At 68.2% G+C, this 21,698-nt stretch carries 22 protein-coding genes and 1 riboswitch; of the genes, 4 read left to right on the top strand and 18 right to left on the bottom strand.

The annotated features are described in order from the left end of the window. Window positions 1–20: 20 nt before the first annotated feature. The 15 genes from hisG to BME24068_RS15130 form a co-directional block, all read right to left on the bottom strand. Window positions 21–674: an ATP phosphoribosyltransferase gene (gene hisG / locus BME24068_RS15200; RefSeq protein ID WP_006751807.1), complete on the bottom strand. Its 654-nt coding sequence runs from the start codon at window positions 672–674 to the stop codon at window positions 21–23. Further along, window positions 671–2,020, bottom strand: coding sequence for a UDP-N-acetylglucosamine 1-carboxyvinyltransferase (murA, locus tag BME24068_RS15195; protein ID WP_174926546.1), 1,350 nt, complete (start codon window positions 2,018–2,020; stop codon window positions 671–673). The genes hisG and murA overlap by 4 nt, the downstream gene beginning before the upstream one ends. A gap of 13 nt (window positions 2,021–2,033) precedes the next feature. After that, on the bottom strand, window positions 2,034–2,273 hold the full coding sequence (locus BME24068_RS15190) for a BolA family protein (RefSeq protein ID WP_006477131.1): 240 nt from the start codon (window positions 2,271–2,273) through the stop codon (window positions 2,034–2,036). A 50-nt stretch (window positions 2,274–2,323) separates the two neighbouring features. Then, window positions 2,324–3,178 carry an ABC transporter permease gene (locus BME24068_RS15185; protein ID WP_239007835.1) on the bottom strand — a complete coding sequence of 285 codons (855 nt, stop codon included), beginning with the start codon at window positions 3,176–3,178 and terminating at the stop codon, window positions 2,324–2,326. Then, the gene (locus tag BME24068_RS15180) at window positions 3,175–4,101 is read right to left on the bottom strand and encodes an ABC transporter ATP-binding protein (RefSeq protein ID WP_096504243.1); all 927 of its coding nucleotides are present in this window, start codon (window positions 4,099–4,101) and stop codon (window positions 3,175–3,177) included. The genes BME24068_RS15185 and BME24068_RS15180 overlap by 4 nt, the downstream gene beginning before the upstream one ends. A 191-nt stretch (window positions 4,102–4,292) precedes the next feature. Then, a complete protein-coding gene (locus tag BME24068_RS15175) occupies window positions 4,293–4,568 on the bottom strand; it encodes an STAS domain-containing protein (protein ID WP_096504241.1) in 276 nt (91 codons plus the stop codon). After that, window positions 4,565–5,194, bottom strand: coding sequence for an MlaC/ttg2D family ABC transporter substrate-binding protein (locus BME24068_RS15170; protein ID WP_174926545.1), 630 nt, complete (start codon window positions 5,192–5,194; stop codon window positions 4,565–4,567). The genes BME24068_RS15175 and BME24068_RS15170 overlap by 4 nt, the downstream gene beginning before the upstream one ends. Window positions 5,195–5,304: 110 nt before the next feature. Further along, window positions 5,305–6,255: an MlaA family lipoprotein gene (locus BME24068_RS15165; protein ID WP_174926590.1), complete on the bottom strand. Its 951-nt coding sequence runs from the start codon at window positions 6,253–6,255 to the stop codon at window positions 5,305–5,307. A gap of 32 nt (window positions 6,256–6,287) precedes the next feature. Next, a complete protein-coding gene (mlaD, locus tag BME24068_RS15160; RefSeq protein ID WP_096504239.1) occupies window positions 6,288–6,848 on the bottom strand; it encodes an outer membrane lipid asymmetry maintenance protein MlaD in 561 nt (186 codons plus the stop codon). A 24-nt stretch (window positions 6,849–6,872) separates the two neighbouring features. Next, window positions 6,873–7,640 carry a lipid asymmetry maintenance ABC transporter permease subunit MlaE gene (gene mlaE / locus BME24068_RS15155; RefSeq protein WP_096504237.1) on the bottom strand — a complete coding sequence of 256 codons (768 nt, stop codon included), beginning with the start codon at window positions 7,638–7,640 and terminating at the stop codon, window positions 6,873–6,875. Then, a complete protein-coding gene (locus BME24068_RS15150) occupies window positions 7,637–8,458 on the bottom strand; it encodes an ABC transporter ATP-binding protein (protein WP_096504235.1) in 822 nt (273 codons plus the stop codon). Before BME24068_RS15150 ends, mlaE begins: the two co-directional genes overlap by 4 nt. 84 nt (window positions 8,459–8,542) lie before the next feature. After that, the gene (gene thiE, locus BME24068_RS15145; RefSeq protein WP_174926544.1) at window positions 8,543–9,667 is read right to left on the bottom strand and encodes a thiamine phosphate synthase; all 1,125 of its coding nucleotides are present in this window, start codon (window positions 9,665–9,667) and stop codon (window positions 8,543–8,545) included. Next, on the bottom strand, window positions 9,664–10,479 hold the full coding sequence (locus tag BME24068_RS15140) for a thiazole synthase (protein WP_096504231.1): 816 nt from the start codon (window positions 10,477–10,479) through the stop codon (window positions 9,664–9,666). Before BME24068_RS15140 ends, thiE begins: the two co-directional genes overlap by 4 nt. A gap of 38 nt (window positions 10,480–10,517) precedes the next feature. Beyond that, a complete protein-coding gene (gene thiS, locus BME24068_RS15135; protein ID WP_096504229.1) occupies window positions 10,518–10,715 on the bottom strand; it encodes a sulfur carrier protein ThiS in 198 nt (65 codons plus the stop codon). A gap of 33 nt (window positions 10,716–10,748) precedes the next feature. Further along, complete coding sequence (locus BME24068_RS15130) at window positions 10,749–11,900, bottom strand: FAD-dependent oxidoreductase (RefSeq protein WP_174926543.1); 1,152 nt, start codon at window positions 11,898–11,900, stop codon at window positions 10,749–10,751. A 224-nt stretch (window positions 11,901–12,124) separates the two neighbouring features. Next, window positions 12,125–12,248: riboswitch (TPP riboswitch) on the bottom strand. Between the two features lie 268 nt (window positions 12,249–12,516). Here BME24068_RS15130 and BME24068_RS15125 point away from each other — a divergent pair. From BME24068_RS15125 to BME24068_RS15110, 4 genes are all read left to right on the top strand, one after another. After that, the gene (locus BME24068_RS15125; protein WP_174926542.1) at window positions 12,517–14,286 is read left to right on the top strand and encodes an ABC transporter ATP-binding protein/permease; all 1,770 of its coding nucleotides are present in this window, start codon (window positions 12,517–12,519) and stop codon (window positions 14,284–14,286) included. Next, window positions 14,283–15,059, top strand: coding sequence for an SDR family NAD(P)-dependent oxidoreductase (locus tag BME24068_RS15120; RefSeq protein ID WP_174926541.1), 777 nt, complete (start codon window positions 14,283–14,285; stop codon window positions 15,057–15,059). Before BME24068_RS15125 ends, BME24068_RS15120 begins: the two co-directional genes overlap by 4 nt. Before the next feature lie 199 nt (window positions 15,060–15,258). Beyond that, complete coding sequence (locus tag BME24068_RS15115; RefSeq protein ID WP_174926540.1) at window positions 15,259–16,521, top strand: MFS transporter; 1,263 nt, start codon at window positions 15,259–15,261, stop codon at window positions 16,519–16,521. Window positions 16,522–16,543: 22 nt separating this feature from the next. After that, window positions 16,544–17,836 carry a D-amino acid dehydrogenase gene (locus BME24068_RS15110; protein WP_174926539.1) on the top strand — a complete coding sequence of 431 codons (1,293 nt, stop codon included), beginning with the start codon at window positions 16,544–16,546 and terminating at the stop codon, window positions 17,834–17,836. Here the strand turns inward: BME24068_RS15110 and thpR are convergent. From thpR to BME24068_RS15095, 3 genes are all read right to left on the bottom strand, one after another. Then, window positions 17,833–18,399 (bottom strand): RNA 2',3'-cyclic phosphodiesterase, encoded by a 567-nt coding sequence (gene thpR / locus BME24068_RS15105; protein WP_174926538.1) that lies wholly within the window; start codon window positions 18,397–18,399, stop codon window positions 17,833–17,835. The two genes, BME24068_RS15110 and thpR, sit on opposite strands and share 4 nt — an antisense overlap. Continuing rightward, window positions 18,396–19,886: an alanine/glycine:cation symporter family protein gene (locus BME24068_RS15100; protein ID WP_174926537.1), complete on the bottom strand. Its 1,491-nt coding sequence runs from the start codon at window positions 19,884–19,886 to the stop codon at window positions 18,396–18,398. Before BME24068_RS15100 ends, thpR begins: the two co-directional genes overlap by 4 nt. A 265-nt stretch (window positions 19,887–20,151) precedes the next feature. Further along, window positions 20,152–21,618: a glutamate synthase subunit beta gene (locus BME24068_RS15095; protein ID WP_174926536.1), complete on the bottom strand. Its 1,467-nt coding sequence runs from the start codon at window positions 21,616–21,618 to the stop codon at window positions 20,152–20,154. Window positions 21,619–21,698 lie beyond the last annotated feature (80 nt).

Genomic DNA, 21,698 nt, shown 5'->3' with positions numbered 1-21,698 from the left:
GTTCCGTTACGGTGATGCGCTCAATTGCCATTCTGCGACGCGCGTTCGAACGCGTCGAGAATCGGCTTGAGCGCCGCGCGCTTCAACTTCAGCGCAGCCTGGTTCACGACGAGGCGCGACGAGATCGCCATGATCTCCTCGACCTCGACCAGATTGTTCGCCTTCAGCGTGCCGCCCGAGCTGACGAGGTCGACGATCGCGTCGGCCAGCCCGACCAGCGGCGCCAGTTCCATCGAACCGTACAGCTTGATCAGGTCGACGTGCACGCCCTTCGCGGCAAAGTGTTCGCGCGCCGTTTCGACGTACTTGGTCGCGACCCGCAGGCGCGCGCCCTGGCGCACCGCGTTCGCGTAGTCGAAACCGGCCGGCACGGCCACCGACATCCGGCAGCGTGCAATGTTCAGATCGATCGGCTGGTACAGGCCCGAGCCGCCGTGCTCGACCAGCACGTCCTTGCCGGCCACGCCGAAATCGGCCGCGCCGTATTCGACATAGGTCGGCACGTCGCTCGCGCGCACGATGATCACGCGCAGGTTCGGATCGGTCGTCGGCAGGATCAGCTTGCGCGACGTTTCCGGATCCTCCGCCACCTGCACGCCGGCAGCCGCCAGCAGCGGCAGGGTTTCCTCGAAAATCCGGCCCTTCGACAGGGCGAGGGTCAGCGGCGCGGTCATGCTTGGCTCCCGGAAAGACGGCGCACGTTCGCGCCGACAGCGGTCAGTTTGGCTTCCATGCGGTCGTAGCCGCGGTCCAGATGGTAGATGCGGTCGACGAGCGTTTCGCCTTCGGCACGCAGCCCGGCGATCACGAGGCTCGCCGACGCGCGCAGGTCGGTCGCCATCACGGTTGCGCCGGACAGCTTGTCGACGCCGGTCACGAGCGCCGTGTTGCCGTCGACCGTGATGTTCGCGCCGAGCCGGTTCAGCTCCTGCACATGCATGAAGCGATTCTCGAAAATGGTCTCGACGACCTGCGCGGTGCCCGTCGCGATCGAATTCAGGGCCATGAACTGCGCCTGCATGTCGGTCGGGAACGCCGGGTATTCCGACGTGCGGATCGTCACCGCCGACGGGCGGCGGTCCATCTTCACGCGCAGCCAGTTGTCGCCTTCCTCGATCGACACGCCGGCTTCGCGCAGCTTGTCGACCACCGCGTCGAGGATCTGCGGGCGCATGCCCGTCAGCATCACGTCGCCGCCGGCCGCCGCGACCGCGCACAGGAACGTGCCGGCCTCGATACGGTCGGGAATCACCGAATGGCGCGCGCCATGCAGGCGCTCGACGCCCTGGATCACGAGGCGGTCGGTGCCGATGCCGTCGATTTTCGCGCCCATCGCGACCAGCAAGTGTGCGAGATCGCTCACTTCCGGCTCGCGCGCCGCGTTTTCGATCACCGTCTCGCCGTCGGCCAGCGTCGCGGCCATCAGCAGGTTTTCGGTGCCCGTCACCGTGATCATGTCGGTCACGATGCGCGCGCCCTTCAGGCGCTTCGCGCGGGCTTCGATGAAGCCGTGCTCGATGCTGATCTCGGCGCCCATCGCCTGCAGGCCCTTGATGTGCTGATCCACCGGACGCGCGCCGATCGCGCAGCCGCCCGGCAGCGACACTTTCGCTTCGCCGAAGCGCGCGAGCAGCGGCCCGAGCACGAGGATCGATGCGCGCATCGTCTTCACGAGCTCGTACGGCGCGACGAGGTTGTCGACGCGCGACGCGTCGAGCTGCACGCGGCAGCCGTCCGTTTCGCTCTTCACGCCCATCTGGTTCAGCACCTTCAGCGTGGTACGCACGTCCTTCAGGTTCGGCACGTTGTCGAGCTCGACCGGATCGGCGCTCAGCAGCCCCGCGCACAGGATCGGCAGCGCGGCGTTCTTCGCGCCGGACACGACGATCTCGCCGGACAGCCGGCGACCGCCTTCGATCACGAGCTTGTCCATCCCCTGTCCCTGCGATTCCCCGTTGGCGGCCGGGTGTGCCGTGGCGACGCTCTGGACGGCGTCGCGCTCGTTGACGGTGACTTGCACTCAGTGGTTCCGGTTATGCGTTCTGCCATTCGGCGGGCGTCAGCGTCTTCATGCTGAGCGCGTGGATTTCCTGCTTCATGCGATCGCCGAGCGCCGCATAGACGAGCTGGTGCCGCTGGATCGGCCGCTTGCCTTCGAAGGCCGCCGACACGATCGTCGCGAAGAAATGCTGGCCGTCGCCTTCGACTTCCAGATGAGTGCAGGCGAGACCGCCGGCGATGTATTGCTTGACCTGTTCGGGCGTCGGCAACATGAGGGGCTCCTGTCGGCGCGCGCCGCCTGTGGCGGCCGCTGCCGTCGATATCAATGACGCAGTTTGTAGCCGGTCGCAAGCAGCCGCATCGCGAATATCGCGAGCAGCACGAAGAAACCGGTGACGATGGCGAGGCTCGCGAGCGGGTTGATATCGGACGCGCCGAAGAACCCGTAGCGGAAACCGTCGATCATGTAGAAAAACGGGTTGAGACGCGAAATCTCGCGCCACACGGGCGGCAGCGAGTGCGTCGAATAGAACACGCCGGACAGGAACGTCAGCGGCATGATCAGGAAGTTCTGGAATGCGGCGAGCTGGTCGAACTTCTCGGCCCAGATCCCGGCGATCAGCCCGAGCGTGCCGAGGATCGCCGAGCCGAGCAGCGCGAACGCGATGATGAACAACGGCGCCGCGAAATGCATCGGGATAAACCAGATCGTCACGACGAACACGCCCGTGCCGACCGCGAGCCCGCGCACCACGGACGCGAGCACGTACGCGCCGAAGATGTCCTTGTAGGACAGCGGCGGCAGCAGCACGAACACGAGGTTGCCGGTGATCTTCGACTGGATCAGCGACGACGAGCTGTTCGCGAACGCGTTCTGCAGCACGCTCATCATCACGAGGCCGGGAACGAGAAAGCTCACGTACTCGACGCCCGGATACACCTCGACGCGGCCCGACAGCGCGTGGCCGAAGATCGTCAGATACAGCAGCGCCGTCACGATCGGCGCACACACCGTCTGGAACGACACCTTCCAGAAACGCAGGAGTTCCTTGTAGAACAGCGTACGAAAACCGCTTCCCGCTACTCGCCCGACAGCGCCGGGCTCTGGCGTTTGGCGGGAACGGGGGGGCTGCGCCCCCCCGAGCGAACGAAGTTCGCGTGGGGGTTGTTGATTCATGCCAGTCCCTCGATCACCTCGGCCCCGTTCATCACCTGGACGAACACATCTTCGAGGTCCGCCTTGCGGACCTCGATCTCGTCGAACGTGCAGCCCGCCGCGCGGCACTGCGCGAGGATGCGTTCGACATCGTCGTAGCTCGTGAGACGCAGCAGGTGCTCGCCCGGCGCGCGTGCGGCCGGATCGGTCTCCAGCCCGCGCAACTCGGCGGGCAGCGCGCCCGTCGCCAGGCGCAGATACAGCTGCAGCCCCGCGAAACGACGCAGCAGCGCGTCGGTGCGGTCGAGCGCGACGACTTCACCGCGACGCAGCATCGCGATGCGGTCGCACAGCGCCTCGGCTTCCTCGAGGTAATGGGTGGTCAGGACGATCGTGTGGCCCTCGCGGTTCAGTCGCGAGATGAATTTCCACAGCGTCTGGCGCAGTTCGACGTCGACACCGGCGGTCGGCTCGTCGAGCACGATCACGGGCGGCCGGTGCACGAGCGCCTGCGCGACCAGCACGCGGCGCTTCATCCCGCCCGACAGCGCGCGCATGTTCGCGTCGGCCTTCTCGGTGAGATCGAGATTGGCCATCACTTCGTCGATCCAGTCGTCGTTGCGGTGCAGCCCGAAATAGCCGGACTGGAGCCGCAGCGTCTCGCGGACGGTGAAGAACGGATCGAAAACGAGTTCCTGCGGCACGACGCCGAGCGCGCGGCGCGCGCCGCGGAAGTCCTTGACGACATCGTGGCCGCGCACCGAGATGCTGCCTTCATCGGCCCGGGCGAGCCCGGCGAGGATACTGATGAGCGTGGTCTTGCCTGCGCCGTTCGGGCCGAGCAGGCCGAAAAACTCGCCTTCCTCGACCGACAGACTGACGCCCTTGAGCGCCTGAAGCGATTTGTAGCGCTTCTTGACGTGACGGATTTCTATGGCTGACATGACTGTGCGCGGCGCAATGGCCGCGACGCCTATTCTGGTGCTTGCTGCGAAAGAAAATGGGGGCCGGACGCCGATTGGCTGCCCCGCAAAACGCTTGATTATAGGGCAAACCGGCTAGCGGAGCCGGTGCCGGCGGCACGCGGCCTGAAGCTTGCGCGCCGGGCGGCGCGGCAGGCTTCGGTCGGACAGGGTCAATGTCGCCCGGTGCCTTCGATGAGCGCGTCGACGCCGTAGGCGCGCGCGAGGCTGGCGAGCGTCGGGGGGAGATTGAGGATGTCGAGGGTCGCGCCGCGCGCTTTGGCGGCGCGTTGCCATGCGAGCAGCACGGCGAGCGCGGACGAATCGAACTGCGTCAGCGCCGCGCAATCGACGGCGGTTGCGCCCGCGCCGATGCGCGCGAGACCGTCCGCGAGCGCGGACTTCGCGCTCGCGACGGTCAGCGAGGAGCCGGCTGCGAAGCCGCTCACGACGCCTGCTTGCCGGCGGCAAGCTCCTGGTTGCGCTGCGTCAGGAACTTGATCAGGCCATCCACGCCGCTTTGCTGGATCTTCTCGTTGAACTGCTGCTGGTACGTCTGGATCAGCCACGCGCCGAGCACGTTCAGGTCATAGACCTTCCAGCCGCTGGTCGACTTGTACAGGCGGTAGTCGATCTGCACCGGCTGACCGTTGTTCATCGCGACCGTCTTCACCACGACGTCGGTATCGGCCGGATCGGCACGGAACGGCGGGTACTGGATCTGCTGGTCCGGCTTCAGCTGCGCGAGCGCGCCCGAATACGTGCGGATCAGCAGCAGCTTGAACTGCTCCTGAATCTGCTGCTGCTGTTCGGCCGACGCCGTGCGCCAGTTGCGGCCCATCGCAAGCTGCGTGGTGCGGCGGAAATCGGTGTACGGCAGGATGTCCTTGTTGACGATCGTGATGATGCGGTTCGTATCGCCCTGCTTGATCGTCTGCTGCTTGACTTCGTCGAGCACTTGCTGCGTCGCCGTCTTGATCAGCGCCTGCGGGTTCGACTGGTCGACTTGCGCGTGAGCTGCGCTGCCGAACGAGAACAGCGCCGCGAAAACGGGGATCAGGAACAGTTTTTTCATCATAGTGACCTGCATGAATGAGTCGATGCGGAGGTTGGAGCCGGTAGCTTACGCGCAAGTTCGCGCGCGCCACCGACTGAATCGTTTCCGGCTGTAACGAATGTATCCGCTCAGAACCGGATGTTCGGCAGATGCAGGCCGCCCGGCGACGGCGGCGCCACCTGCATCGGCGGCACGGTCGTCGCGCTGGCCGGGTTCGGCGCCACGGCCGGACCCGAAGCCGGTGCCGCAACCGCCGCGCCCGATGCGCCGGCCGGCGCGGTCGCGCCGCTCACTGCCGCCGCGCCCGCGGTACCGGCCGCCGGTGTCGCGCCGTCGTCCGGCAGGTCGTACTTCGGCAGCGCATCGTTGCCCGACGTCGTGGCGGCCTCGCCGCGTGCGTTGTCGATCAGCATCTGGCGGCGCTGCAGGTACGCGTTGCGCACGAACGAATACTTGTCGAGCGCCGCGGCATCCAGCACATCGCCCGCACCGAGCAGGTTCGCGCGCGCGTTGACGAGGTTCACGCCGAACAGGCCCCAGCTCAGGCCGTCCGGCTTCACGTAGGTCAGCGGGTTGCCGACGTAGTCGACGCCGAGGCCCGCCGTGTCGCGCAGCGTGCTCGGGCCGAGCAGCGGCAGCACGAGATACGGACCCGACGGCATGCCGTAGCGGCCCATCGTGATCCCGAAGTCGGCCGTGTGCTTCGGCAGCTTCGCGATCGTCGCGACGTCGAACAGGCCGCCGACGCCGAACACCGTATTGATCACGACGCGCATGATGTCGCCGACGCCGTCCGCGATCCGCAGCTGCACGATGTTGTTCGCCGCGATGTAGACGTCGCCGATGTTCGAGAAGAAGTTCGTCACGCTCTCGCGCACCGGCTGCGGCACCACGTATTGATAGCCCTTCGCGACCGGCTTCAACGCGTACGTGTCGACCGTATCGTTGAACTTGTACATCGTCCGGTTGAAGCCTTCGAGCGGATCGCCCTTGGTCGGCGTCTGCACGGTCGCGCAGCCGCTCAACGCGGCGACTGCCGCAACCGCAAGCGCGGCGTGCCTGATGCGGATCGTCTGCATGGTCATTACCCTCTTGTCTTTCTCTCGTGTGGTTATTGAGCGCCCGAAGCGGACACCGCGGACGCCGGCACCGCCACCGGTGCGGGCTCGGCCGGAGCGGCCGATGCGCCGGCCGCCGGCTTCGCGCCGCCCGCGTCGGCTGCCTTGCTGTACAGGAACTGGCCGATCAGGTTCTCGAGCACGATCGCCGACTGCGTCATCGTGATCGTATCGCCCGCCTTCAGCATTTCGGTGTCGCCGCCCGGCTCGAGGCCGATGTACTGCTCGCCGAGCAGGCCCGACGTCAGGATCTTCGCCGACGAATCCTTCGGGAACGGATACTGGCCGTCGATATCGATCGTCACCAGCGCCTGATAGGTATTGGTGTCGAAGCCGATCGTCTTCACGCGGCCGACCACGACGCCCGCGCTCTTCACGGCCGCGCGCGGCTTCAGCCCGCCGATATTGTCGAATTTCATCTTCACCGAATAGGTCGGCTGAAACGACAGCGAGCTCATGTTGCCGACCTTCAGCGCCAGGAACAGCACCGCAAGGAAGCCCACCACCACGAACAGGCCGACCCAGAAGTCGAGAGCAGTCTTTTTCATCGTCATCCCAAAATTTGGCTTGGCTGAGGCTTAGCTGAACATCAGCGCGGTCAGCAGGAAATCGAGGCCGAGTACGGCGAGCGACGCGAACACGACCGTCTTGGTCGTCGCGCGCGACACGCCTTCGGGCGTGGGCTTCGCTTCATACCCTTGATACAGCGCAACGAAGGTCACGGCGAACCCGAACACGATGCTCTTGAGCACGCCGTTGCCGACGTCGGCCCAGACCTGGACCCCGCCCTGCATCTGCGACCAGAACGCGCCCGGATCGACGCCGATCAGCACGACCCCGACGAAATAGCCGCCGAGCACGCCGACCGCGTTGAAGATCGCCGCGAGCAGCGGCATCGCGATGATCCCGGCCCACATGCGCGGCGCGATCACCGTCTTGATCGGGTCCACCGCCATCATCTCGAGCGCGGTGAGTTGCTCGCCGGCCTTCATCAGGCCGATCTCGGCGGTGAGCGACGTGCCCGCGCGCCCGGCGAACAGCAGCGCCGTGACGACCGGGCCGAGCTCGCGCACGAGCGACAGCGCGACCAGCAGGCCGAGCGCCTGCTCGGATCCGTAGCGGTTCAGCGTGTAGTAGCCCTGCAGGCCGAGCACGAAGCCGACGAACAGGCCCGACACGGCGATGATCACGAACGAATAGTTGCCGAGAAAGTGGATCTGCTTCGTGACGAGCCGCGGCCGGCGCAGCAGCGGGAAGAATTCCAGCACGAGGCGCACGAACAGGCGCGTGCCGTAGCCCGCGCGCTCGAGGCCGCCGATGACGTAACGTCCGATCGCGCTGATCATGCGCGCCCTCCGCCGAGCCCGAAATCCGCTGCCAGCGGCGGGCTCGTGTAGTGAAATTTGTACGGGCCGTCCGGCGCGCCGTCGATGAACTGGCGCACGCTCGGATCGGTCGATGCGCGCAGCTCGTCAGGCGTGCCCTGCGCGAGCACGCCGCCGTTGGCGAGAAAGTACACGTAATCGGCGATCGCGAACGACTCCGGCACGTCGTGCGTGACGAGGATCGACGTCGCGCCGAGCGCCTGGTTCAGCGTGCGGATCAGGTTCGCGGTGATGCCGAGCGAAATCGGGTCGAGGCCGGCGAACGGCTCGTCGTACATGATGAGCTGCGGGTCCAGCGCGATCGCGCGGGCGAGCGCGATGCGGCGCGCCATCCCGCCCGATACCTCGGACGGCATCAGGTCGCGCGCGCCGCGCAGGCCGACCGCGTTCAGCTTCATCAGCACGAGGTCGCGGATCAGGTCTTCGGGAAGATCGGTGTGTTCGCGCAGCGCGAACGCGACGTTCTCGAACACCGACATGTCGGTAAACAGTGCACCGAACTGGAACAGCATGCCCATCTTGCGGCGCAGCGCATACAGGCCCTCGCGGGTCTGCGCGCCGACGTCGGCGCCGCCGAACAGCACCTGGCCGCGGCGCGCGCGCACCAGGCCGCCGATCAGGCGCAGCACGGTCGTCTTGCCGCAACCCGACCCGCCCATGACAGCGACGACCCGGCCGCGCCCGAAGCGCATGTTCAGGTTCGACAGGACGAGGCGGTCGCCGTAGCCAAAGTCGACGTCGCGAAGTTCCAGCAGTGTCTCGGTAGGAGTGGGGCTCACGGAGCTGACAGTCCTTTTACGCAGAACGCCGAATTATAGGGCCTGCCTCGGAATGATGTCGTGAAGCCGCTCCAAGCCCCGCGGTCAATGATTGTCAAATTGTCGGGCAAAACATTGCTGCAACGCAACAATCGCCGCCCGATAATCGATCGCGCCCGTCACCGCACTGACCACCGCCACGCTGCCGACGCCCGTCGCGAGTACGTCCGGCAACGCGTCGAGCCCCACGCCGCCGATCGCGACGAGCGGCGCCCGCGCGCCCGCGAAGCGCGCGTAGCGGGCAATCCGCGCCAGGCCCTGCGGCGGTGCGGCGACCGCCTTGGTCGCGGTCGCGTACACCGGGCCGAGCGCGAGATAGCTCGGGCGCTCGTGCAATGCCCGCAACATTTCGTAGTACCCGTGGCTCGACAGCCCGAGCCGCAGGCCGGCGCGCGCGATCGCGGCGAGATCGGCCGTCTCGAGGTCTTCCTGACCCAGATGTACGCCGTACGCCCCCTCTTCTACCGCGATCTGCCAGTGATCGTTGATGAACACGCGCGCATCGGGGTAACGGCGCCCCGCGGCGACCGCCCGCGCGATCTCCCGGCGCAACGCATCGAGGTTCGCGTCTTTCACGCGCAGTTGCACGGTCCGCGCGCCGCAATCGAGCACGCGCTCGACCCATTCTGCATCCGGTACGACCGGATAGAGGCCGAGTTGCGGCGGGCATGGCGGGAACGCCGGCTCCGGCGCGGCGGCCAGACCGGCGACGCGCGGGAACCGCGCGGTGTCGACCGGCCACGCGTCCGCGTCGCGCGCCTCGTCGCCGTCGCGCCACGCCAGCGCGAGCACCAGCGCGTCGATCGGCGCGAAACCGCAATCGAGGAAGGCGGCGAGCGCCGCGATCCAGTCGTCCGCGAGCGGATGCGCGGCGTCGAGCGCGTGGCGCACGCCCGCGGCGTGCAGCGCCGCGCCGCGTTCGTCGAATTCGATCGCGACCGCGTCCGGCGACGCCGGGCGCGACGCGGCCGACGCGCGCGACTGCGCGGTACGATCGCCGGCCGACACGATCAGCACGTCGCCGTCGGCCGGCACGTCGGGCATCGCCACGCAAAGCCGCCACGGCGCTGCGGCGCCCGGCCACTCGCCGAGCCGGGCGCGAATCCGTTCGGCCGCTTCGGCCAGCTCGTCGGCCGGCGGCCAGAACGCATCGGCGAATCGCGCGCTCATGCGCCGCCTCCGTCCTGGTGCCAGAACGGCATCCCGACGACCGGCGTGCTCGCGTGCGCGGTCTCGCGCGCATCCATCGGGCCGGCAAGGTAAGCGGCACGGCCGGCCTCGACGCCCTGCGCGAACGCGCGCGCCATGATTTCCGGGTGCGTGGCCTGCGACACGGCCGTGTTCAGCAGTACGCCGTCGAAGCCCCACTCCATCACCTGGCACGCGTGCGACGGCACGCCGAGCCCGGCGTCGACGATCAGCGGCACGTCAGGCAGCCGCTCGCGCAGCACGCGCAGCCCGTACGGGTTCACGACGCCCTTGCCCGTGCCGATCGGCGCGCCCCACGGCATCAGCGCCTCGCAGCCGACGTCGAGCAGGCGCCGGCCGATCACGAGATCCTCGGTACAGTACGGCAGCACCTTGAAACCGTCCTTGACCAGTTGCGCGGCCGCCTCGATCAGCCCGACCGGGTCGGGCTGCAGCGTGTAGTCGTCGCCGATCAGCTCGAGCTTGATCCAGTCGGTGTCGAACACCTCGCGCGCCATGTGCGCGGTCGTCACCGCCTCGGCAACGGTCTGGCAGCCGGCCGTGTTCGGCAGCAGCGGCACCGCGTGGCGCTTGAGCAGGTCGAAGAAGCCGGCCTCGGCCGTACCGCCCGTCATCTGGCGGCGCAGCGCGACCGTCACCATCCCGGGCCGCGACGCGGCGATCGAATCGGACAGCGACTGCAGCGACGGATAGCGCGACGTGCCGAGCAGCACGCGGCTTGCGAAAGTTTCGCCGTACAGCGTCAGCGCGTCGGCGGAAGTGTGGGACGTCATGTCGTTTTCCTGGAAGAGCGGGAACGGACCGGCGGCGCTCAGCCGCCCGCGACGGGATGCACCACGTCGAGCTTGTCGCCCGCCGCGAGCGCACGCGCCGCATGCTGCGTGCGCGCGACGAAATTGCCGTTCAGCGCGACCGCGTACGGCGGACGTGCGCCGAATGCGGCGAGCGCGTCGGCCACCGTCGCGCCGTCGGGCAGCGTCAGCGTCTGTTGGTTGATCTGGATATCCATGAGACTCGGGTCGAATTCGGTGAACGATGCGCGTCAGGCCGGCTGGCGCACGTCGTCGCGGTGATGAAGGAGCGTCGGCCAGCGCGCGGCGTCGCGCCACGCGGCAAACGCGTCGGCACCGCCGAACGCGCCGCCCAGCGCGGCTTGCGCGAACCCGGCGGCCGCGTGCGCGACTTCCGGCGCGATCATGAAGCCGTGCCGGTACAGGCCGTTGACGGCGAGCGTCGTCGCGCCGTCCCAGATCACCGCCGGGCGGTGATCGGGCAGCGTCGGACGGCATTGCGCATTCAGTTCGAGGATGCGCGCCTCGCCGAACGCCGGGTGCACGGAGAATGCCGCGCTCAGCAGTTCGAGCGCGGAGCGCACGCTGACGGGCGACATGTCCTCGCCCTCCACTTCGGTCGCGCCGATCACGTACAGGTCGTCCTGCTTCGGCGCGATGTACAGCGGATAGCGCGGATGCAGCAGCCGCACCGGCCGCGTGAGCCCGATGCCGGGCGCACGCACGCGCGCGACTTCGCCGCGGATGCCGCGCAGCGCGGGCAGCACCGGCTTCGCGCCGAGCCCGCGGCAATCGATCGTGAAATGCGCGTCGGGCCGGTTCGCGTCGTCAATCGCGGCGTACCAGTGCAGCTCGACGCCGCGCTGCGCGAGGCCCCCCGCCAGCGCGCGCAGCGCCTGCCGGTTGTCGAGCTGCCCTTCGCGCGGCAGCATCAGCCCGCGCGCGAAGCGGCCCGCCAGCGCGGGTTCGGCCGCGTCCACCTGCGCCCCCGCCAGCGCGACGAAGCCGCCGTCGAACAGTTCGGCCGGCGCATTCGCGCGCACGCGCCGTTCGAACAGCGGCGCCTCCGCGCGATCCGCGTGGTGCCAGACGACGAGCGTGCCGTGATGCTGGAAGAACACGGGTTCGGGCAGTTCCGCGAGCCACCGCGGCCAGCGGGCGAGCGACGCGGCGCCGAGCTCGGTGATCAGCAGTTCGGCGCTCGCCGCCTCGGCGAGTGGCGCAAGCATCGCGGCCGCGATCCACGCGGCCGACTGCTCGCCGTCCGGGCCGCCGCGCTCGTACAGCGCGACGCGATGCCCGTCGCCCGCGAGCCGCCATGCGATCAGGCGGCCGACCAGGCCGCCGCCGAGCACGGCGAAATCCGGCCGGCGATCGTGAACGTTCGAAGCGCCGGTGTTCATCGTGCGCCCTCCGCGCGGGTGCGCGAAACGAGCGCCAATGCACACGCACCGTCCCGTGCCAACGCACACGACGGTGAATCAGGAACAGCGCAAAAGACTGAAGATTGAGCGGTCATCATTCCTTCCGTAACGCGCGATGCGCTACCCAAAAGGACGAAACCGGCAGCAAAGGCCGGCCGGGCGGGACTCGGGCGCTGACCATGTGGGATGGCGGCCAGCGCGGCCCGGCGGGATCAGAAACTTCCCTCGCCGGTATTACCCGGATCGGGTGCGAAGGGTCTTTCTCAGCCTCGCCGCGTTGCCCGGAACTACCCGTCGGCCGCGCTCGAAGCACCCCTGTTTCGTCGTCGGTCATTAGACCATAAAAGCGGAAAGCGCCGCAAACTGTCCCCCTTGCGGCAAATTCGCCGTCGTGCCGGGCCGCTCTGGCACAATGCCTGCAGGCCGGCCGCGCAAGCGGCCGGTTGCCGCGTCACCGCCGGCCTTAAGTGCCGTTTAAGACGCGCGGGCGAACATCCGGGCGCCCGCCGTCAGTCGGCATCTCGTCCGGCATGCCGTATCGCGGCGCGCGCCCGGCTTCGCCCGGCCCGCGCGCCGGCTACTCATCAGGAAGCACATGACCCAATCGATCGATCCCGTCCGCTCCGCCTCCGACGCGCCGCAGGACGAGCGCCCGATATCCGCGTGGAGCCTCATCAAGCCCTACTGGGTGTCATCCGAATGGAAAATCGCGTGGGGCTTGCTGATCACGATCATCGCGATCAACCTCTGCGTGGTCTGGATCAACGTCAAGCTGAACAAGTGGAACGCGCAGTTCTACAACGCGCTGCAGTCGAAGGACGTCCACGACTTCCCGAACCTGCTGATGCAGTTCTCGGCGCTCGCGTTCGGCTTCATCATCCTCGCGGTGTACGGCCGCTACCTGCGGCAGATGCTGGGCTTCCGCTGGCGCCAGTGGCTCACCGATCGCTTCCTCGGCCAGTGGCTCGGCGATCGCGCGTTCTACCGGATCGAACGCGACCGCCTCGCCGACAACCCCGACCAGCGGATCACCGACGACCTCCAGTCGTTCGCGACGACGACGCTCGCGCTGTCGCTCGACCTGCTGTCGACTGTCGTCACGCTGGTGTCGTTCATCACGATCCTGTGGTCGCTCGCCGGCGCGCTGACGCTCTCGCTCGGCGCGACGCCGATCACGATTCCCGGCTACATGGTGTGGGCGGCCGCGCTGTACGCGGTGATCGGTTCGCTGATCATCCAGAAGGTCGGCCATCCGCTCGTGTCGATCAACTACCAGCAGCAGCGCGTCGAAGCCGACTTCCGCTTCGGGCTGATTCGCGTGCGCGAAAACGCCGAGCAGATCGCGTTCTACGACGGCGAGAAAACCGAGACGAGCAATGCGCAAAGCCTCTTCATGCGCATCCGAGACAACTGGTGGCGCGTGATGAAGTACACGAAGCGCCTCACGTTCGTGCTGAGCTTCTACGGGCAGATCGCGATCATCTTCCCGCTCGTCGTCGCCGCGCCGCGCTATTTCGCGGGCGCGTTCTCGTTCGGCGTGCTGATGCAGATCTCGTCCGCGTTCGGCACCGTCAGCGATTCGTTCTCGTGGTTCATCAACAGTTACTCGACCCTCGTCGAATGGCGTGCCACCGTCAACCGTCTGCGTGAATTCAAGCGCGTGATGGGCACGTCGCACCTGAAGGAAAGCCTGTCGCCCGCGACCGAACACGGCGGCATCAACCTGCACTACGTCGATGCCGCGAAGCTGTCGACGTCGTCGCTGAAGCTCGCGCTGCCGAACGGCAACGCGCTCGCGAACATCGGCAACGTGACGATCGAGCCCGGCTCGCGCTGGCTCGTGATCGGCAAGTCGGGTTCCGGCAAGAGCACGTTCATGCGCGCGATCGCGGGCCTGTGGCCGTTCGGCGACGGCGCGATCGACGCGCCGGTCGGCGCGCGAATGATGTTCGTGCCGCAAACCAGCTACCTGCCGATCGGCACGCTGAAGGCCGCGCTCACGTATCCGTCCGCGCCCGACGCGTTCACCGACGACGCATGCCGCGACGCGCTGCGCGCGTGCCGCCTGGAAGACTACGCCGAGCGCCTCGACGAAAGCGGGCACTGGACGCGCGTGCTGTCGCCGGGCGAACAGCAGCGTCTGGCCGGCGCGCGCGTGCTGCTGCACAAGCCGGACTTCCTGTTCCTCGACGAAGCCACGAGCGCGCTCGACGCCGACAACGAAGCGCGGCTCTATCACCTGTTCGCCGAGCAGTTGCCGAAGGCCGCGATCGTCAGCATCGCGCACCGCGAGTCGCTGGCCGCGTTCCACGCCGGCACGATCAACGTCGAGCGCCTGAACGACGACGACAAGGTCGCTGCATGAGCGCACGCGCCGCGCACCTCGCCCGGATCGCGCTGATCACCGGCGCCGGTTCGGGGATCGGCGCGGCACTGGCGCGGCGGCTCGCGGCGCCGGGCATCGCGCTCGCGCTGCATGCGTGCGGCGCCGACGAAGCAGCGCGTGCACGGCTTGCCGAAGTCGCTGCAGGCTGCACCGCGGCGGGCGCCGAATGCGCGACGCTCACCGGCGATCTCGCCGAGCCGGGCGTCGCAACGGCGCTCGTCGATGCGACCGTCGCGCGTTTCGGCGGGCTCGATCAGCTGGTCGCGAACGCCGGTTTCGCCGCGCGGCAGGCATTTTCCGATCTCTCGCCGGACGCGCTCGCGGCCGCCTTCGCGGCGATGCCCGGCGCGTTCTCCGCGCTCGTGGGTCGCGCGCGGCCGCTGCTCGAGGCGTCGGCCGCACCGCGCATCGTCGCAGTCAGCTCGTTCGTCGCGCACCGTTACCGCGCCGATGCGCCGTTCGCGGCAACCGCCGCCGCGAAGGCCGCGCTCGAATCGCTCGTGCGCACCGCCGCGGCCGAATTCGCCGCGCACGGCATCACCGTCAACGCGGTCGCGCCGGGCTTCACGCGCAAGGACCACGGCCCGAGCGCGGGCAATGCCGCCGCGTGGGCGCGGGCCGAACAGGCGACGCCGCTCGGACGGATCGCCGAACCCGACGACGTCGCCGCGCTGATCGCGTTCCTGCTGTCGGACGCGGCGCGGCAGATCACCGGCCAGGTCGTGCATGTCGACGGCGGCCTGATGCTCTGACGCGGCAACACGCCCTTCCCGCGGCGGCGCCGCCGTCCACATCGCGACGCACCGCCGTCGTCGAGCACCGCCCTCCGCCGCCCGAGCCCGCGTCGACCTTTTTGGCATCCCGTATCGCGCCCGTAAAATAGCCGCCACACTGCCGCACAACGGGCGGCACGACAGGCAGCACGCCACGAATCGACACGGAGACGGCGAGATGCAGGCAATCCAGTGGTTTCACGAACTGTCGACGCGCGAGCGCAGGACGCTGTATGCGGGCTTCGGCGGCTATGCGGTCGATGCGTTCGACTTCATGATCTACTCGTTCCTGATCCCCACACTGATCGCGTCGTGGGGGATGACGAAGAGCGAGGCCGGGATGATCGCGACGAGCTCGCTGATCTCGTCGGCGATCGGCGGCTGGGTCGCCGGCATCTTGGCCGATCGCTACGGCCGCGTGCGCGTGCTGCAGTGGACGATCGCGACGTTCGCGCTGTTCACGTGCCTGTCCGGCTTCACGCATTCGTTCTGGCAGTTGCTCGCGACGCGCACCTTGCAAGGCTTCGGCTTCGGCGGCGAGTGGTCGGTCGTGACGATCATGATGGCCGAGACGATCCGCTCGCCCGAGCACCGCGCGAAGGCGGTCGGCACCGTGCAGAGCAGCTGGTCGTTCGGCTGGGCCGCGGCCGCCATCCTCTACTGGGCGTTCTTCGCGCTGCTGCCCGAGCCGCTCGCGTGGCGCGCGTGCTTCTGGATCGGCATCGTGCCCGCGCTGTGGATCCTCTACATCCGCCGCAACGTGAGCGATCCCGACATCTATACGGCCACGCGCCGCGCCCGCGACGAAGGCCGCGTAACGGGCCACTTCCTCGAGATCTTCTCGCCGCCCCACCTGCGCGCGACGCTGTTCGGCAGCGTGCTGTGCACCGGCATGCTCGGCGGCTACTACGCGATCACGACGTGGCTGCCCACCTACCTGAAAACCGTCCGCCACCTGTCCGTGTTCAATACGAGCGGCTATCTGGTCGTGCTGATCGTCGGCTCGTTCGTCGGCTACGTGGTCGGTGCGATCCTGTCCGACCGGCTCGGCCGCCGCGCGTCGTTCGTCCTGTTCGCGGTCGGCTCGTTCGCGCTCGGCATGGCGTACACGATGCTGCCGATCACCGACACCGCGATGCTGATCCTCGGCTTCCCGCTCGGCATCGTCGTGCAAGGCATCTTCGCGGGCGTCGGCGCGTACCTGTCCGAGCTGTATCCGGGCGCGATCCGCGGCTCGGGCCAGGGCTTCTGCTACAACCTCGGCCGCGGGCTCGGGTCGTTCTTCCCGATCCTCGTCGGCTCGCTGTCGCAGACGATGTCGCTCGTGAAGGCGATCGGCCTCGTCGCGGGCGCCGGCTATCTGCTCGTGATCGTCGCCGCGCTCGTGCTGCCGGAAACGCGCGGCAAGTCGCTCGCCGACGATCCGGCCGTCGCGTCGTAAACGCACTCGCACCGGAAACCGCATGCATGCGATCGTTCTCGGCGCCGGCGTGATCGGCGTCGCCACTGCCTGGCACCTGCGCGAAGCAGGCTGCGACGTCACCGTGATCGAACGCGAGGCCGATGTCGCGCAGGCGACGAGCCTCGGCAACGCCGGCGTGATCGCGCCCGGCTACGTGACGCCGTGGGCCGCGCCCGGGATGCCCGGCAAGATCCTCAAGTATCTGTTCAAGCCCGCGTCGCCGCTGATTTTCCGGCCGACGCTCGATGCCGCGCAGTGGCGCTGGATCGCGCGCTGGCTGCGCGAATGCGAGTTCGAACGGTTCCGCGTGAACAAGCAGCGGATGCAGCGCATCGCGTACTACAGCCGCGCGTGCCTGCATGCGTTTCGCGAGCGCCATCCGTTCGACTATGGCGCGAGCCGCGGCTATCTGCAGTTGCTGCGCGGCGCGTTCGACGTCGAGATGGTGCAGCCCGCGCTGAAGGTGCTGCGCGATGCCGGCATCGCGTTCCGCGAACTCGACGCGGCCGGCTGCACCGCGATCGAACCGGGCCTGCGCTGGGCACGGCAGGCGCCCGTCGGCGGCATCTACCTGCCCGACGACGAAGCCGGCGACTGCGCACGCTTCGCGCGCGAATTGCGGGCACTGTGCGAAGCGAACGGCGTGACGTTCCGCTTTCGCACCGAGATTCGCGCACTCGAAGTCGCGGGCGGCAAGGTACATGGCGTGCGGATTGCCGCGACGAACGAGCGAGCCGGAAGCGACGGCACCGCACGCGATACGGCGCTCGCCGCCGACGCGATCGTCGTCGCACTCGGCGTCGACAGTGCCGGCCTGCTTCAGCCGCACGGCATCGGCGTGCCGCTGTATCCGGTGAAGGGCTATTCGGCGACGCTCGCCGTCGTCGACGATGAAAAGGCGCCCCGCGCGGCGCTGATGGACGAATCGCTAAAGACGGCGATCACGCGCTTCGGCCCGACGCTGCGCGTCGCGGGCACCGCCGAGCTCGGCAACCGGCATGCGGCGCTGCGCCAGCAGGCGCTCGATACGCTGATGAAGGTGCTCGACGACTGGTTCCCGCACGCGGCCGATCGCGCATCCGCGCGCTTCTGGGTCGGCCGCCGGCCGATGACGCCCGACGGGCCGCCGCTCCTCGGCGCGAGCGGGATCGACGGCTTGTGGCTGAACGTCGGGCACGGCTCGACGGGATGGGCGATGTCGATGGGTTCGGGAAAGGTGCTGGCCGATCTCGTCACGGGGCGCGCGCCGGAGATCGACCTGTCGGGCCTGACGCTCGCGCGCTACGGCCGCTAGGCGCCGACGTCGCCCGGCGCCGGCACGACCGGCACCGATACGATCGGCAGGTGCGACACGCCTTCGCGCGACAACCGGCTTTCGAACAGCGTCAGCGCGACGAAACGCAACGCGACGGGCCGGCCCGTCGCGCCGCCGTGCGCGGGCTGCCCGTGCGCATCGCGCGGCAACCGCGCGAGCGTCACGTGCGGCCGGAACGGCCGGCGGTCGGCCGGCACGCCCAGTTCGCGCAGCAGCGCGCACATATCGGCATTCAACGCCGCACAGGCCGGATCGGCCGCGAGCTCCGCGACGATCAGCCTCGCGCGCGGCAGGCTCGGCCACCACGCGATCCGCTCGACCGGCTGCAACGGCAGCGCGTGCCCGGCCGCGAGCGCCGGCAGCCGCCCGGCCAGCGCATCGCACCGTGCGCGTTCGATCGCGCCGATGAACGCGAGCGTCACGTGCAACTGGGCGGGCTGCGTGCGCCGCGCGCCGCGGGTGACCGGCAACGCGTGCAGCGCGTCGCGCGATGCCGTGTCGGGCATCAGCGCGACGAACGCACGGAGCCGGTCGCCGTTCATGACCCGCGCACCGCCACGGGTGTTGCGCGCACGGCCTCGGCAGGCACCGGACGCCGCGGCAGCGGACCGTGCTCGCCCCACACGTCGGCAGGCAGCACGCGGGCAAGCTCGGGAATCGTGTTGCGCGTAAACACCGGATCGGCAACACCTTCCGCACGCTGGCGACGATAGTCGCACCATGCCGCATGCGCATACTTGCCGAGCGCGAGGATCGCGATCAGGTTGATGATCGCCATCAGCCCCATGCTCGTATCGGCCATCGCCCACACGAGCGGCAGTTGCCCGACGCTGCCGAACATCACCATGCCGAGCACCGCGATACGGAACAGCGGCAGCACGCCGCGCCGCTTCGTGATGAACTCGACGTTGCCTTCCGCATACGCGTAGTTGCCGATCACCGACGAAAACGCGAGGAAGAAGATCGCGACGGCCATGTAGATGCCGCCCCAGTCGCCGACGTGGCTCGAGATCGCGCGCTGCGTGAGCGCCGCGCCTTCCATGCCGGTGCCGAGTTCGTACTGGCCCGACAGCAGGATCACGAACGCGGTCGCGCTGCAGATCACGATCGTGTCGACGAACACGCCGAGCATCTGGATCAGCCCCTGCGTAACCGGGTGCCGCGTGCTCGCGGTCGCGGCCGCGTTCGGCGCGCTGCCCATCCCCGCTTCGTTCGAGAACAGCCCGCGCTTCACGCCGATCGCGATCGCCTGGCTGACCGCATAGCCGGTCAGGCCGCCGGCCGCCTGCTCGACGCCGAACGCGCTCTTCACGATCAGCGCGATCACGTCCGGCACCAGGGCGATGTGCGTCGCGACCGCATAGACCGCAAGCGCGAGATAGCCGATCGCCATCAGCGGCACGATCACCTGCGCGACCGTCGCGATCCGGCGGATGCCGCCGAAGATGATCGGCGCGCTCAGCAGCACGAGCCCGAGGCCGACCGTCTCGCGGCGCCAGCCGAACGACGTGTGGAACGCGTCGGCGATCGCATTGGCCTGCACCGCGTTGAACACGAAGCCGAACGCGAGGATCAGCGACAGCGAGAACAGCACGCCGAACGCGCGCGAACGCAGGCCCGTCTGGATGTAGTACGCGGGGCCGCCGCGATAGCTGCCGTCCGGGTGCGACACCTTGAAGATCTGCGCGAGCGTCGCCTCGACGAATGCGGACGACATTCCGACGAGCGCCGTCATCCACATCCAGAAGATCGCGCCCGGGCCGCCGACCGTCAGCGCGACCGCGACGCCGGCGATGTTGCCGGTGCCGACGCGGCTCGCGAGACCCGTCGCGAACGCCTGGAACGACGAGATGCTACCCGGCTCGCCCTTGCTGCCGACCAGTTTCATGCTGAGGAACAGCGCCTTCAGCTGGATCATCCGGAACCGCAACGTGAACCACGCGCCGGCGCCGAGCAGCAGCGCGATCAGCACGTAGTTCCACAGCACGCCGTTGACGGCGTCGATCAGCCCATGCACGAATGCTTCCATCCAGAGTCCTTGTAGTGGGGTCAGTCATATGCAGCCGCCGCGCGAACGCGGCCGGAGGGGTGACATGATATGACAGTTTCCAAGGATCATTACAAAACGAAAGGAAACGGGATCACGGAAAATCAACACCTGATGTGATCAGGTTAGGCGACGCTCGGCGGAAATGACGAGGGTCTGCGGCAGCAGGCGGCAGCCCCTGGCATAAAAAAACCGGGCGCCCTTTCGGACGCCCGGCTTTCGTCGAAACCCGCTCGCGCGATGCAGCTTAGCGCGGCAGTTCCGAATGCCCCATCAGGTATGCATCGACCGAACGCGCGCACTGGCGGCCTTCGCGGATCGCCCAGACGACGAGCGACTGGCCGCGACGCATGTCGCCTGCGGCGAACACCTTGTCCACCGACGTGTAGTACGAGCGATCGCCTTCGGTCGCCGCACGCGCATTGCCGCGCGCATCCTTCGCGACGCCGAATGCCTCGAGCACGGTGGCGGCCGGTTGCGTGAAGCCCATCGCGAGCAGCACGAGGTCGGCCTTCAGCTCGAATTCGGAGCCCGGCACTTCCTGCATCTTGCCGTCCTTCCACTCGACGCGCACGGCGATCAGCTTCTCGACCTTGCCGTTCTTGCCTTCGAGACGCTTCGTCGCGACCGCCCAGTCGCGCTCGCAGCCTTCTTCGTGCGACGACGACGTGCGCAGCTTGATCGGCCAGTACGGCCACACGAGCGCCTTGTTTTCCTCTTCCGGCGGCTGCGGCAGCAGCTCGAACTGCGTGACGTGCTTCGCGCCGTGGCGATTGGACGTGCCGACGCAGTCCGAACCCGTATCGCCGCCGCCGATCACGATCACGTGCTTGCCCTTCGCGACGAGCTGGTCGACCAGCTTGTCGCCCGCGTTCACGCGGTTCTGCTGCGGCAGGAAGTCCATCGCGAAATGCACGCCGGCGAGCTCGCGGCCCGGCACCGGCAGATCGCGCGGCGTTTCCGAGCCGCCCGCGATCACGACCGCGTCGAACGCTTCCTTCAGCGTCTCCGGCGAAATGGTTTCCTTCGCGAGGTTGCCGATCGACTCGGGCAGCGGATCCTTGCCGATGAACACGCTGGTACGGAACGTCACGCCTTCCGCTTCCATCTGGCGCATGCGGCGATCGATCAGCCACTTCTCGAGCTTGAAGTCGGGGATCCCGTAGCGCAGCAGGCCGCCGACGCGATCGTTCTTCTCGAACACCGTCACGTCGTGACCGGCGCGCGCGAGTTGCTGCGCGACGGCGAGCCCCGCGGGGCCCGAACCGACCACGGCGACCTTCTTGCCGGTCTTGTGCTCGGCCGGCAGCGGCTTCACCCAGCCTTCCGCCCACGCCTTGTCGATGATCGCGTGCTCGATCGACTTGATGCCGACCGGATCGTCGTTGATCCCGAGCGTGCACGCCGCCTCGCACGGCGCCGGGCAGATGCGGCCCGTGAACTCGGGGAAGTTGTTGGTCGAATGCAGGACTTCGATCGCCTGCTGCCAGTCCTGGCGGTAGACGAGATCGTTGAAGTCCGGAATGACGTTGTTGACCGGGCAGCCGTTGTTGCAGAACGGGATGCCGCAATCCATGCAGCGGGCGCCCTGGACCTTCGCGTCCGCGTCGGCCAGTGCCGCGACGAATTCCTTGTAATGCTTCACGCGCGTGAGCGGTGCTTCGTACGCCTCGTGGCGGCGTTCGAACTCCAGAAAACCGGTTGCCTTGCCCATAAGGTGCTCTTCTGTTCGGTGTATCGGGTGGGGGAGCCGCGCGCGGCAATCATGCGCGCGCGGCATTCGCTATGTCGTTC

The sequence above is a fragment of the Burkholderia anthina genome (genome assembly GCF_902498995.1).
In the GTDB taxonomy this organism is placed as follows: Bacteria; Pseudomonadota; Gammaproteobacteria; order Burkholderiales; family Burkholderiaceae; genus Burkholderia; species Burkholderia anthina.
Note: the sequence above shows the minus strand (reverse complement) of the source record. Positions and strands in the feature narration are given on the sequence as shown.